The sequence below is a fragment of the Sphingomonas sp. UV9 genome, from assembly GCF_004101245.1.
Lineage (GTDB): Bacteria > Pseudomonadota > Alphaproteobacteria > Sphingomonadales > Sphingomonadaceae > Sphingomonas.
Genome location: NZ_SCIN01000003.1, coordinates 575810 through 589375, shown reverse-complemented (window position 1 = coordinate 589375; position 13566 = coordinate 575810). Strand labels below are relative to the sequence as shown.

The window sequence follows — 13566 nt, the reverse complement described above, 5'->3', positions numbered from 1 at the left end:
TATGTTATCCCGTGTCTTCATCGATCGCCCGATCTTTGCCTGGGTGCTCGCGATCATCGTGATGCTCGGCGGCATCGGCGCGATCATGGCATTGCCGATCGCGCAATATCCCGACGTGGCGCCGCCGCAGGTCTCGATCCGCGCGAACTTTCCCGGCGCCAACGCGCAGACGCTCCAGAACAGCGTCACGCAGGTCGTCGAGCAATCGCTGACCGGGATCGACGGGCTGATCTATTTCAGCTCGTCCTCGTCGTCGCGCGGCTCGGTGACGATCACGGTCACGTTCGAAAAGGGTACCGATCCCGACATCGCGCAGGTCCAGGTCCAGAACCAGGTCCAGCAGACGATCTCCCGCCTGCCGCAACAGGTCCAGCAACAGGGCCTCGTCGTCCGTAAGTCGAACCCGGACAACCTCCTGATCGTCGGCGTCTATGACGAGACCGACAAGATGACCAACCAGGACGTCTCGGACTATCTCGTCTCGAACCTGCAGGACCCTCTCGGCCGGATTCCCGGAATCGGCGACAGCAACGTGTACGGCGCACAATATGCGATGCGGATCTGGCTCGATCCCGCCAAGCTGGCGAGCTTCCAGCTGATCCCGAGCGACGTGACCACCGCGATCCAGGCACAGAACACCGAGGTCGCCGCCGGCGAACTCGGCGGGCAACCCCAGCCAGATACGCAGATGCTGAACGCGACCGTCACCGCGCAGTCGCGGCTCCAGACGCCCGAGCAGTTCGCCAACATCATCCTGAAGACCACCAACGACGGTGCGATCGTCAAGCTGCGCGACGTCGCCCGGATCGAGCTGGGCGCCGAGAACTACAACGCCCGCAGCCGCATCAACGCGCATCCCGGCGCCGGTATCGCCGTCCTGCTCGCACCCGAAGCCGACGCGCTCAAGACCGCCGAGTTGGTGAAGGCCTATGTCGCGGAGGCGTCAAAGCGGTTCCCGCCAGGCCTGAAATACGCCTATGCCAACGACACGACGGATTTCATCAAGCTCTCAATCGACGAGGTCGTCGAGACGCTGATCGAGGCGGTCATCCTCGTCGTCATCGTGATGTTCGTGTTCCTGCAAAGCTGGCGCGCGACGCTGATCCCGACGATCGCGGTGCCTGTCGTGCTGCTCGGCACGTTCGGCATCTTCTATCTCGCGGGCTTCTCGATCAACACGCTGACGCTGTTCGGGCTCGTGCTCGCGATCGGCCTGCTCGTCGACGATGCGATCGTCGTCGTCGAGAATGTCGAGCGCCTGATGGACGAAAATCCCGACATGTCGCCGCGCGAGGCGACGATCGAATCGATGAACGAGATCACCGTCGCGCTCGTCGCGATCGCGCTCGTGCTGTCGGCGGTGTTCCTGCCGATGGCGTTCTTCGGCGGATCGACCGGCGTGATCTATCGCCAGTTCTCGCTGACGATGGTGTCGGCGATGATCCTCTCCGTGCTGGTCGCGCTGATCCTCTCCCCCGCCCTTACCGCGACGCTGCTCACGCAGAAGAAGAAGGACGCGGAGGGCAACCACGAAAAGAGCTGGGGCCAACGCAGATTCCCGAAGGTGTCGCATGTCTTCACGCGCGCCGGCGACAAGTTCAACGACGGGTTCGAGAAGGCCACGCAGAAATATACCAGCGCGGTGCATTCGGTGATCGACCGCAAATGGCTGTTCCTGCTGATCTACGCAGGCGTCGTCGCGCTGCTCGCGGTGCTGTTCCTGCGGTTGCCGACGGGCTTCCTGCCGACCGAGGATCAGGGCGCGGGTATCGTGCAGTTCCAGCTTCCCGCCGGCGCCACGCAAGGTCGAACCTTCGCGCTGCAAAAGCGGATCGAGCAATATTATCTGACCAACGAAAAGGCGAACATCGGCACGATGTTCACCGTTAGCGGCGGCGGCGGCGGCGCGTCGGGCCAGAACACCGGCCGTGGCTTCATCTCGTTCGCGCCGTGGGACGAGCGCAAGGGCAAGGAAAATACCGCCGACGCGATCACCGGGCGCGCCTCGAAGGCGTTTGCCGGTTTCCGCGACGCGGAGGTCTATTCGCTCGTGCCGCCGGCGATCCGCGGGCTGGGCGCGTCGAACGGTTTTACGATGGAGCTGCAGAACTCGGGCAGCCTGACCGACGCCGAATTCAATGCCGCGCGCGACAAGCTGCTCGCGCGCGCCCGCGCCGATTCCTCGCTGTCCGGCATCCGCCTGACCGAACTGCCGGACGTCGCGACGCTGAAGGTCGATACCGATCCGCAAAAGCTGTCGACGCTGGGACTGACGCAGACGAGCGTGAACTCCACCCTGTCGACGGCGTGGGGCGGGCAATATGTGAACGACTTCATCGACCGCGGCCGCGTGAAGCGCGTCTACGTGCAGGGCGACGCGCAATTCCGCGCCGCGCCGTCTGATCTCAGCCAATGGTTCGTCCGCGGGTCGAACAACCAGATGGTGCCGTTCTCGTCCTTCGCCACGACCAGCTGGAGCCAGTCCCCGACGACGCTGTCCCGCTTTAACGGGCTGTCGTCCTACGAAATCCAGGGCGCGGGGGCCGACGGCGTCAGTTCGGGCGACGCGATGCAGCGTATCTCCGACATCGCCGCCGAAATTCCCGGCACCTCGATCGCCTGGGCGGGGCTGTCCTATCAGGAGCGGCTCTCCTCGGGTCAGGCGCCGATCCTCTACGGCCTGTCGCTGCTCGTCGTGTTCCTGTGCCTCGCCGCGCTGTATGAAAGCTGGACGATCCCGATCGCGGTCCTGCTCGTCATCCCGCTCGGCCTCGTCGGCGCGATCCTCGCGGTGACGCTGCGCGGGCTCATCAACGACGTATATCTCCAGATCGGCCTGCTCACAACGATGGGTCTGGCCGCCAAGAACGCGATTTTGATGATCGAATTCGCCGAGCAGGAGGAGAAGAAGGGCAAGCGCGTCATCGAGGCGGCGATGTCCGCCGCTAAGATCCGTCTTCGCCCGATCCTCATGACGTCGTTCGCGTTCATCCTCGGCGTGTTGCCGCTGGCGCTGTCGACCGGCGCGGGCGCGAACAGCCGCATCGCGATCGGCACCGCGGTGGTCGGCGGCATGCTGACCGCGACGATCCTCGCGATCTTCTACATCCCGCTGTTTTTCGTCCTCGTGCGCCGCGGCGCGCGTGACGGCATCGCCAAACTGCGTGGGCGCCCGACCGGCTTCCACGGCGGCGATGACGATGGGCACGGCGGCGATAACGAGCCCCCGCTGGGTCCGCCCGAACCGCTTGGCCCTCGTGAACAACAGGGCCCCCACCGGCCGGAGCCCGCCTGATGCGTTCGCTAGTCCTGATCCTCGCCGCCTCGACCGCGCTGGCGGGCTGCTCGCTCGCGCCGAAATACGCGCGGACCGAACTCCCGGTGCCGCCATCGCTCCCCGTCGGCGACGCGTATCTGCGCCAGTCCGAGGCGGCGCTGCCCGCGTTCACCTACCGCGACGTGTTCAAGGACCCGCGGCTCCAGCAGATCATCGTGCAGGCGCTCGCCAATAACCGGGACCTGCGCGTCGCCGCCGCCAATATCGCCTCGGCCCGCGCGCAATACCGGATCCAGCGCGCCGATCTCCTGCCGCAGATCGATGGCACCGGCCGATACAGCTATTCGGACGGCGGCAACGGTGCGCGTAGCACCGCGATCGGCGGCACCGGGACGGGCGGCACGGGGACTGGTGGAACGGGCACGGGTGGCACGGGCACTGGCACGGGCGGAACCGGTACCGGTGCAGGCACGATCGTCAGTTCGTCCGGGTCCAACAGCGCCTATTCGGTCAACCTCGGCACCACCGCGTTCGAGCTCGACCTGTTCGGCCGGATCCGCTCGCTGACCGGTGCCGCGCTCGATCGCTATTTCTCGACCGAAGCTGCGGCGCGCACCACGCGCCTCACGCTGGTCGGCGACATCGCCGACGCATGGCTGACCTACGCCTCGGACCAGAGCCTGCTCAAGATCGCGCAGGACACCGTCGCCAGCTCGCAACGCAGCGTCACGCTCACCAACGCCCGGCTGCGCGGCGGCGTCGCCCCGCGCACCGATCTCCGCCAGGCGCAGCAGATCCTGTTCACCGCGCAGTCCGACCTCGCGCAACAACGCACCGCGCTCGCGCAGGACGTCAACGCGCTTCAACTGCTTGTCGGCGCGCCGGTCGACGCGGCGCTGCTGCCCGAGTCGATCGAGCAGGCGTTGCCGACCGTCGCGACGCTGCCCGCCGGGCTCGACAGCAGCATCCTTCTGCGCCGTCCCGACGTCGTCCAGTCCGAATACGAACTCCGTGCCACCAACGCCGAGATCGGCGCAGCGCGTGCCGAGCTGTTCCCGCGCGTCTCGCTGACCGGGCTGCTCGGTTTTGCCAGCAGTGCGCTGTCGTCGCTGTTCGCCGGTGGTGCGTTCAACTATTCGGTCGCGCCGTCGATCAGCTACCCTATCTTCCGCGCCGGCGCGGGGGTGGCTGGCGTCGCCTATTCGAAGGCGCAGCGCGACGCAGCCCTCGCCACCTACGAAAAGACGATCCAGACCGCGTTCCAGGAAACCGCGGATGCGCTCGCCCGGCAGGGTACGATCGCCGACCAGCTACAGGCGAACGTGAATTTCTCGGCCGCCGCGCAGGACACGTACCGCCTCGCCGACGCGCGCTACCGCGGCGGCATCGACACCTTCCTGAGCTCGCTCGACGCGCAACGCTCGCTCTACACCGCGCAACGCAACCTGGTCGCGACGCAACTGGTCGGCGCCAGCAACCGCGTGACGCTGTACCGCGTGCTGGGCGGGGATTCGACGCTGGAGGCAACCGCGAACGGCCCGCAACCGGTATCGGCAACCGGCGCTCCAAGGCCGGAAACCGACTGACCGCGCCCAAGTCCGTCATCCCAGCGAATGCTGGGATCTCTCAACAAGGCGGGCGACGCGACCCAAGCACGATACCCAGTTTCCGCTGGGATGACGGATAGAGGCTGGTTCGCGTCCCGATTCCGAACAGCCCTTCCTTGTTCTCCCGCGAAGGCGGGAGCCCAGTCTGGATCCCCGCCTTCGCGGGGAAACATCCTTTGAACGTGTTGAGGCCTGAATATGGCTGGGTATCGCTTGCGCACATCCACCCCGGCGAAGGCCGGGAAGGTGCACATCAGACGAGTTCGCGCACGGTATTGTCAGTCCGCAGCGAGAAACCCCCGCGCCCGCCTCTGCGCCTCAACCCGCACCTCCAACCACTGCGCCAGTTCCCCCTCGGCGTCCGCCAGCGCCCGATGCTCCGGCACCCGCCCGTTACGCCGCTGAGACACTTCCCCGACGACCTCCCGAGCCAGCGCCTCCCGCACCGCCCCCGGCTCCACGCCCACCAGACAAACCCGAGCCGCCTCCAACTGCGCCTCGTCCGAATCGCGCAACCGCAAGACCCGCTTAGGCTGCCCACCGGCCCGCAACAGTGCGCTCAGCCACTTCCCGTCCCACGACGGCGCGCTCGCCAGCAGATCGTGCCCCGTAAGCACCGCGACCATCCGTGCCGCCACCACCCGGTGATCCTCGCCCTCAGCCTCAAGCACAGTTCGCGGAATCTGGTGGATCGCCTCCGCCGCCGGGTTCCAGTCGGTCCAGTCGGGCGCCGGCCGGATCAGGTGGCTCTCGGACGCACCATCCTCGAACACCCACGCCACCTCGATCGGATAGCTCGCCTTCCCGAGCGACGACGCTTCGAAATCCAGAAAGGCGAGCATATCGGATCAGCCGGTCGGGCTGGCGGCGTTGACGAGCTTGGGCACCTTGATCGGCGAGAGCGTCTGCTCCTGCTCCGCCGAAATCCGCCGCGAGCGATGGGATGGCGGCAACGTCACCGACCGGCCGGTCTTCAGCGACTCGAGCACGCCCTCGATGACGCGCAGGTCGGCGATCCCCTCCTCCGCATCGGGCTCCGGATCGCGGTCCTCGAGGATGCAGTCGGAGAAATAGCGCATCTCGCCGCCGAACTGGTCGGTCGGCTTGAAGCTTTCATGGCTCTTCTTGTCGCCGATCGTCACGCGCTGCTCCATCGCGTCGCCGAAACCGTAGGCCGGATCCATGTGGATGCTGCCCTTGGTGCCCGAGATCGTCAGGCTGTCGACGTTATTGGCGTAATAGGAGACGGTGAACTGCGCGAGCTTGTCACCCGGAAACCGCAACGTGACCGCGAACGTGTCGTCGAGATCGCTGAACCCCGAATCGGCATGGCGCGTCGTGGCCGCCGAGACGACCTCGATCGGCTCTGCCCCGAACAGATAGCGAGTCGCGTTGATCGGATACGGCCCCATGTCGAACAGCGGCCCGGCGGTGACACCGTTCTTCACGCGGTGGTTGTCCGGATCGACCTTCTGCGTGAAACACGAGGTGAACGCGACCAGATCGCCAAGCTCACCGCTGCGGATCCGCCGGATCGCATCGAGCGTCGACGGCTCGAAATGCAGCCGGTACGCCACCATCAACTTGGCCGACGATGCACGCTCGGCATCGCGGATCGCCTCGGCCTTCTCGACGGAAATCTCCAGCGGCTTCTCCGACAGCACGTGGATACCCGCCTTCAGCGCGGGGATCGCGAACTCGGCATGCCGCCAGTTCGGCGTCGCGAGATAGATCGCATCGATCAGCCCCGAACCGAGCAGTTCGTCGAACTGGTCGTAGCGATAGGTCGCATCGACCCCGTACATCTTGCCCAGCTCGCGCGCCTTTTCGGGATCGTCGGTGACCAGCGCGGTGATCTCGGAATTGCCGGTATGCGCGACGCCCGGCATCATCGACGCCTGCGAGATGTCGCCGAGCCCGACGATCGCGTAGCGGACCTTCGTCTTGCCCAGCCCGAGGGCGGAGGTGATGTTGGAAACGACGCTCATGGGAAATGCCTCGCAGAAGGGGTTCGGACCCTCAACGCGACAGCACGCATAGCTATCCCCAGAAGCAGGAACTTCCCGTTTACGCTAAAAAAACCAATTTGGGTCGATTGGTGGACAACCGGACATTCCGACCGCGTTCGCTCCAGCCCTGGGGCCTGCGTCGCCGCATAGGCCCGGACCGCCTCGAATCCGCAGGATACCCCGATGTACGCGCCGCTTCCCACCGCCGATCGCCGTGCGCAGAGCCGCCCGCACGGCCTTGCCCTGCGCGGGCTGTTCGGGTTGAGCGAGGACGACCGCGATCAGGTAACCGATCTGTTCGTGCTGAAGCTCGCGCAGGTCGCGGCGGTCTGGCCGTTCACGCTGGCGATCCAGATCATCGCCTGCGCGTTGTTGATCGGTCTCGCCGCGTTCGGCGCTAACGATGCGCAGGTCAGCCTCATCGGGATCGCCGCGCAGTCCGCGATCCTCCTGGCTGCCTCGCTGTCGATCTTCGCGACCGTCCGCCTGCCGGCGCTGGTCGCGCTGGCGCCGTACAAGCGCAACCGGATCGTGACGCTGTGCGCCGGCGCGATGGCGTCCATGATGACCGCGCTGCTGTGGGTCATCACATCGGCGCCCGATGGTCCGATCCGGTTCACCGACGCGGTCGCGGTGGCGGGGACGATCGGCATCACCGCCGTCAGCCTCCACTCGGTCCGTGCCGCTTCGCTCGGCTTCGGTGGCGGGCTGGTGCTGACGCTGGCGATCCTCGCGGGGCCCGGCATCCCGGTGGCGATCGCCCTGCTGTTCTTCGGTTGCCTGATCGCCGCTACGCTCCGCCTCGCGCGGATCGATCATGCCCGCGAACTCGATCGCGCGACCGCCTCGGATGCAGGGCGCGTCGCAGTCAAGATGATCTCCGAGTTCGAACAGTACGGCGCCGGCTGGTTCTGGGAAGCCGATCGCCAGGGCCGCGTGACCTACCTCTCGGCCAAGGTGGCACGCGATCTCGTGCCCTATGGCAGCGCGATCGGCCAGTCCCTCACCGACCTGTTCCAGATGGACAGCGACACGCCTGGCACCGAGCGCACGCTGGCCTTCCACATCTCGTCGCGGACATCCTTCTCGGACTATTCGGTCTGCGCCGCCGCGTCGGACAGCGACCGCTGGTGGTCGATCTCGGGCCGCCCGGTGGTCGACGATCTCGGCCGGTTCCAGGGCTTCATCGGCTCGGGCAGCGACCTGACCGAACAGCGCAAGTCGGAGGCGGAGATCACCCGGCTGGCACTGTTCGACGGCCTCACCGGGCTCGCCAACCGCCAGCGGATGCGGATCTCGCTCGAAAAGACGCTCGCGCAGAACACCGGCCCCTACCGCGCGACCTCACTGTTCCTGATGGACCTCGATCGGTTCAAGGCGGTCAACGACACGCTGGGTCACCAGGCCGGCGACGCGTTGTTGAAGCAGGTCGCGCAACGGCTCCAGCGCGGGGTTGGCGGCACCGGGCTGGTCGGGCGGCTCGGTGGCGACGAGTTCAAGGTGGTGCTGCCCGGCATCGACAATCGCGACACGCTGGCCGATCTGGCGCGCGACCTGATCGCGTCGTTGTCGCAGCCCTATTTCATCAGCGGCACCGCGGTCACGATCGGCTGTTCGATCGGCATCGCGATCGCGCCCGACGATGGCGAGGATTCCGAGACGCTGGTCCGCAACGCCGATCTCGCGCTGTACGCCGCCAAGGGCGACGGCCGCGGCGTCCACCGGTTCTTCGCGGACGAGATGCTGGCAGGCGCGCGGACGCGCAAGCTGCTCGAGGACGACCTGCGCATCGCGGTATCGGAAGGCGCGTTCCATCTCTGCTATCAGCCCGTCGTCAGCACGGACTCGGTCCGGATCGTGGGTTACGAGGCGCTGATCCGCTGGAACCACCCGACACGCGGGCTGGTCTCGCCTGCCGACTTCATCCCGGTCGCCGAGGAATGCGGGCTGATCGAGGCGATCGGCGAATGGGTCCTGCGCACCGCGTGCAGCGAGGCGGCGCGCTGGCCCGACACGATCCGCGTTGCCGTCAACGTCTCGCCGATCCAGTTCGCCAACCCGGTCCTCCCCGCGCTCGTCACCAGCGCGCTCGCCCAGTCGGGAATCGCCCCCGGCCGGCTCGAACTCGAGATCACCGAGGGCGTTTTCCTCGACGAGACGCGCTCGTCCGAACAGATGTTCAAGGCGCTCAAGGGCGTCGGCGTCCGCCTCGCGCTCGACGATTTCGGCACCGGCTATTCGTCGCTCGGCTATTTGCGCAACGCACCGTTCGACAAGATCAAGATCGACCAGTCGTTCGTGAAGGGCGCCGCCGAGCCCGGCAACCGCAACGCCGCGATCATCAAGGCGATCGTCACGCTCGCCGACACGCTCGGGATGGAGACGACCGCCGAGGGGGTCGAGGTGCAGGACGAGATCGACCTGTTGCGCGATCTCGGATGCAGCCACATCCAGGGCTACGTCTATGGCCGCCCGGTCCGTGCTGAGGATGCGCTGCGCCAATTGGGTGTCGAGAACGGCGCCGCCACCGCGAGCGGCTTCAAGGTCAGCCGCGCCCGCCGCCACAAGATGCTCCGCTCCGCCCGCATCCTGCTCGACGGCATCCACGGCGACGTCCGGATCCGCGACATATCGACCTCCGGTGCGATGCTCGACGGCTTGAATTTAGACGGCAACCCCGATGGCATCGAGATCCAGATCGAACTCCTCGAAAACCAGATGACCCCCGCCCGGGTTCGCTGGGCGCGCGGCGGCAAGGCGGGGATCGAGTTCCACGAGGCGTTCAATCTGGATCGGCTGAACCCCGGCCAGAGCGCTCGCATCCGCCGGGTGGGGTGATAGCCTGTCTTGGCTGACGGATTCGTCTCGGCTGACGGATCGGTGGCGGCGGACTGCGGTGAGAGACGAGCTCGCCCCCACCACCACCCCGGCCTCCGCCGGGGTGGTAGCTTCCACCGGCGTGGTAGATGGCCAGGGCTTTCAATAGGGACGCGCTAACGCCTCCGCTCGGAACCAACCGCCCCCCACCGCCGTCTCTCCTCCATGCCCCAGCGTCCCCCTATCAAAGCCTTGGCCTTCGACGTGTTCGGCACCGTGGTCGACTGGCGCTCCGGCGTCGCCCGCGACGCTGCGCCCGTCCTTGCGCGCCTCGGTCGCAGCGATATCGATCCGCACGCGTTCGCCGATGGCTGGCGCAAACGCTATCAGCCCGCGCTTGAAGAAGTCCGCAGCGGGCGGCGGCCGTTCGTGATCCTCGACACGCTTCACCGCGAAGCGCTCGAAGACCTGCTCCGCCACCATGCCATCGATCCCGCCACGCTCGACGAGGACACGCTCGTCGACCTTACCCATGCCTGGCACCGCCTCGACCCCTGGCCAGACGCCGTCGAAGGCTTGGCGCGCCTCAAGACCCGCTATCCGGTGGTCACGCTCAGCAACGGCAACATCGCGCTGATGCTCGACATGGCCCGCCGCGCGCGCCTTCCCTGGGACGCGATCCTCGGTGCCGAAGTCAGCCGCGTCTACAAGCCTCTTCCCGAATCCTACCTTGCCACCGCGCGCATGCTCGCCGTCGACCCCGCCGAACTGTGCCTCGTCGCTGCCCATCACAGCGATCTCGCCGCTGCTCGCGCGGCCGGGTTGCAGACCGCCTATGTCGACCGCCCGCTCGAATATGGCGGCCGCCCCGCACCCGACGCCAACGACGCCCAGGCGTGGGAGTTCAGCGTCGACAGCCTGACCCGACTTGCCGACCAGCTGTGCCGATGACCCGCTGACCCGTGGCGGCCAGTGCCGTGCGAGCAATGGATTATCGCCGCCTGAACCGGTATCGACGCGCTGTCGGAGTATACTTCGGGCCGGTGTGCGACCCGGCAGGACTCTGAGATGACGACAGACGTGAAGACCCCGGCGGGACAGCCGATGGCCTCGGCCGACTTCCTCACCGGTGGCGGCGAGATGGCAGCGATGATCCGCGCGCACGACTGGTCGTCGTCGCCGCTCGGCCCGATCGAGCAATGGCCGCAATCGCTCCGCTCGATCGTCTCGTTGATGCTCGCCTCGGAATTCGCGATGTGCGTCGCATGGGGGCCGGAACTCGGCTTCCTCTACAACGATCATTACGCGCGGATCCTCTACGACAAGCATCCCGCCGCGCTCGGCGGTCGGCTCGATGTCATATGGTCGGAACTCTGGTCCGATATCGGCCCGCTGGTCGACCGCGCGCTTGCCGGCAAGGCGTCGTTCTTCGAAAACCTGCCGCTGGTCACCAACCGCAAGGGCTATGACGAGGAGACCTGGTTCACCTTCTCCTATTCGCCGGTGCGCGACGAGAGCGGCGCGGTCGCCGGCATGTTCTGCTCGACCTATGAAAGCACCGAGCGGGTCCTGATCGAACGCGCGCTCCGTGACGAACGCGAGCGGATGGGCCAGATGTTCGCATAGGCGCCGACCTTCATGGCGATGCTGCGAGGGCCCGAGCACCGCTTCGAACTGACCAATCCAGGCTACGACAAGCTGGTCGGCCACCGCCCCGTGCTCGGCCGCACCGTCGCCGAGGCGCTGCCCGACGCGGTCGAACAGGGCTTTCTCGAATTGCTCGACCATGTCTACGCGACCGGCGAGCCGTTCACCGCGTCCGGCATGCTCTATGCAGTACAGGCCTCCCCCGGCGGCCCGGTCGACGATCGCTATCTCGATTTCGTCTACCAGCCGATCCGCGACGCCAACGGCGCCGTCGTCGGCATCTTCGTCGAGGGCGCCGACGTCACCGACCGCAAGATGCTGGAGCGCGACCTGCAGGCGCTCAACGCCGACCTCGAACAGCGCGTCCGCGATCGCACGCAGGAACTGGTCGAGGCGCAGGAGGCGTTGCGTCAGGCGCAGAAGATGGAGGCGGTCGGCCAGCTCACCGGCGGCATCGCGCACGACTTCAACAATCTGCTGCAAGGCATCACCGGCAGCCTCGAGATCGTCCAGCGCCGCGTCGCGCAGGGCCGCGTGGGCGAACTCGATCGCTTCATCACCGGCGCGACCACCGCCGCCAATCGCGCGGCGTCGCTCACCCATCGCCTGCTCGCCTTCTCGCGCCGCCAGCCGCTCGATCCGCGTCCGGTGAAGGCCAACCCGCTGGTCGCGTCGCTGGAGGATCTGCTCCGCCGCACGATCGGCGAACGGATAGAGTTCGAGATGGTGCTTGGTGCCGGCCTGTGGACGACGCTGTGCGATCCCAACCAGCTCGAGAATTCGCTGCTCAATCTCGTCATCAACGCGCGCGACGCGATGCCGCACGGCGGCAAGCTGACGATCGAGACGTGCAACGCGCATCTCGACGATCACTTCGCCGCCAGCCAGCGCGACGTGCGCCCCGGCCATTATGTCTGCATCTGCGTGTCCGATACCGGCACCGGCATGTCCGCCGATACGATATCAAAGGCGTTCGAGCCGTTCTTCACCACCAAGCCGATCGGCCAGGGCACCGGGCTCGGCCTGTCGATGATCTACGGCTTCGCGCGCCAGTCCGAGGGCTATGCGAAGATCTACAGCGAGGTCGGCCAAGGCACCACGGTCAAGCTGTATCTGCCGCGTCATTACGGCGAAGCGGAGCAGGACGAGCCGCTTCCCGGACTGACGCAGGACCACGTCACCGACGCGGGCGAGATCGTGCTGGTGGTCGAGGACGATACGGTCGTTCGCTCGCTGATCGTCGAGGTGCTGGGCGAACTCGGCTATCAGGCGGTCGAGGCGCATGACGGCCCGACCGGTCTCGAACGGCTGCGGACGATGGAGCGGATCGACCTGCTCGTCACCGATATCGGCCTGCCCGGCCTCAACGGCCGCCAGGTCGCCGACGCCGGCCGGGCGATGCGTCCGGGCCTCCGCGTGCTGTTCATGACGGGGTACGCGGAAAACGCGGCGCTCGCGGCGGGCTTCCTGGAGCCGGGCATGTCGATGATCACGAAGCCTTTCGCGATGGAGGCCCTCGCGACGCAGATCCGGACGATCATCGAGGGGTAGGAAGCGGCACGGTCCCTCCGATTATCAGCACCCCGGCGGAGGCCGGAGCCCAAGTGGAACGGTCGCAGTAACGACGCGCTACGCTCAGTTGGCGACGTTTCCCAATTGGACCCCGGCCTCCGCCGGGTTGGTGCCGTTGTGGCTTGCTCGGATCAATCGCAGCCCGGTCTTTCGATCCTCCCCCGCCAGGGGGGGTGGCGCCGAAGGCGACGGAGGGGGAGGACACGGAACGGAGGTGGCTCGTACCTCCCCCTCCGCCTGGCAAGTGCCAGCCACCTCCCCCTGGCGGGGTAGGATCGTTAGGTCGTCACACCATATCAAGCGCCCCGCCCTCCCTCTCGACCAAAGCAACATTTGCCACTTCGACCCCCGAAATAATTTTTCGTTCCCGCCCCGTTCCCTTGCACATCGCGTACCCCGCAGAAGTCCACGCGTCGCGCGCAGGCACCTCGATCACCCCCACCGCGAACGCGACGAACCGAGCCCCGGATCACCCCCACACCCCCTTGCGTCTCTTCGCGCTTTGGCACAATCTCTTGGGGTTGCGTTCGGGGGCGAACCCAATCGCTGGTAGAACAGGCCGTGCATAACCATATGCAACATGACCGTAAGCGCGCCTTCCACCGCCGCGATGGTCACTTTTTGTTCTCCCGTTTGC

At 66.6% G+C, this 13566-nt stretch carries 8 protein-coding genes; 6 read left to right on the top strand and 2 right to left on the bottom strand.

What is annotated here, in order from left to right; translation table 11 throughout:
- Window position 1 precedes the first annotated feature (1 nt).
- Window positions 2-3295, top strand: a complete 3294-nt coding sequence (locus EQZ23_RS14975) for a multidrug efflux RND transporter permease subunit (protein ID WP_128455217.1) — start codon at window positions 2-4, stop codon at window positions 3293-3295.
- Window positions 3295-4863: an efflux transporter outer membrane subunit gene (locus tag EQZ23_RS14970; RefSeq protein ID WP_128455216.1), complete on the top strand. Its 1569-nt coding sequence runs from the start codon at window positions 3295-3297 to the stop codon at window positions 4861-4863. Before EQZ23_RS14975 ends, EQZ23_RS14970 begins: the two co-directional genes overlap by 1 nt.
- A gap of 299 nt (window positions 4864-5162) precedes the next feature.
- Here the strand turns inward: EQZ23_RS14970 and EQZ23_RS14965 are convergent, their stop codons facing one another.
- Window positions 5163-5726 carry a transcriptional regulator gene (locus EQZ23_RS14965; protein ID WP_128455215.1) on the bottom strand — a complete coding sequence of 188 codons (564 nt, stop codon included), beginning with the start codon at window positions 5724-5726 and terminating at the stop codon, window positions 5163-5165.
- A gap of 6 nt (window positions 5727-5732) precedes the next feature.
- A complete protein-coding gene (locus EQZ23_RS14960; RefSeq protein ID WP_128455214.1) occupies window positions 5733-6872 on the bottom strand; it encodes a Gfo/Idh/MocA family oxidoreductase in 1140 nt (379 codons plus the stop codon).
- 204 nt (window positions 6873-7076) lie between these two features.
- Here EQZ23_RS14960 and EQZ23_RS14955 point away from each other — a divergent pair, with 204 nt between their 5' ends.
- The 4 genes from EQZ23_RS14955 (at window position 7077) to EQZ23_RS14945 (ending at window position 12908) form a co-directional block, all read left to right on the top strand.
- Entirely contained in the window at window positions 7077-9731 is a 2655-nt protein-coding gene (locus tag EQZ23_RS14955; protein WP_128455213.1) for an EAL domain-containing protein, read from the top strand.
- Between the two features lie 231 nt (window positions 9732-9962).
- The gene (locus EQZ23_RS14950; RefSeq protein WP_240663599.1) at window positions 9963-10661 is read left to right on the top strand and encodes a haloacid dehalogenase type II; all 699 of its coding nucleotides are present in this window, start codon (window positions 9963-9965) and stop codon (window positions 10659-10661) included.
- A gap of 117 nt (window positions 10662-10778) precedes the next feature.
- Window positions 10779-11336, top strand: coding sequence for a PAS domain-containing protein (locus EQZ23_RS20055; RefSeq protein WP_206364269.1), 558 nt, complete (start codon window positions 10779-10781; stop codon window positions 11334-11336).
- Between the two features lie 12 nt (window positions 11337-11348).
- Entirely contained in the window at window positions 11349-12908 is a 1560-nt protein-coding gene (locus EQZ23_RS14945) for a PAS domain-containing sensor histidine kinase (RefSeq protein ID WP_206364268.1), read from the top strand.
- The last annotated feature ends 658 nt before the right edge of the window (window positions 12909-13566 follow it).

Excerpts from the sequence above, each read along its gene's own strand:
- EQZ23_RS14975 (WP_128455217.1), top strand. The coding sequence starts at position 2 with ATGTTATCCCGTGTCTTCATCGATCGCCCGATCTTTGCCTGGGTGCTC.
- EQZ23_RS14970 (WP_128455216.1), top strand. The coding sequence starts at position 3,295 with ATGCGTTCGCTAGTCCTGATCCTCGCCGCCTCGACCGCGCTGGCGGGC.
- EQZ23_RS14965 (WP_128455215.1), bottom strand. The coding sequence starts at position 5,726 with ATGCTCGCCTTTCTGGATTTCGAAGCGTCGTCGCTCGGGAAGGCGAGC.
- EQZ23_RS14960 (WP_128455214.1), bottom strand. The coding sequence starts at position 6,872 with ATGAGCGTCGTTTCCAACATCACCTCCGCCCTCGGGCTGGGCAAGACG.
- EQZ23_RS14955 (WP_128455213.1), top strand. The coding sequence starts at position 7,077 with ATGTACGCGCCGCTTCCCACCGCCGATCGCCGTGCGCAGAGCCGCCCG.
- EQZ23_RS20055 (WP_206364269.1), top strand. The coding sequence starts at position 10,779 with ATGACGACAGACGTGAAGACCCCGGCGGGACAGCCGATGGCCTCGGCC.
- EQZ23_RS14945 (WP_206364268.1), top strand. The coding sequence starts at position 11,349 with ATGGCGATGCTGCGAGGGCCCGAGCACCGCTTCGAACTGACCAATCCA.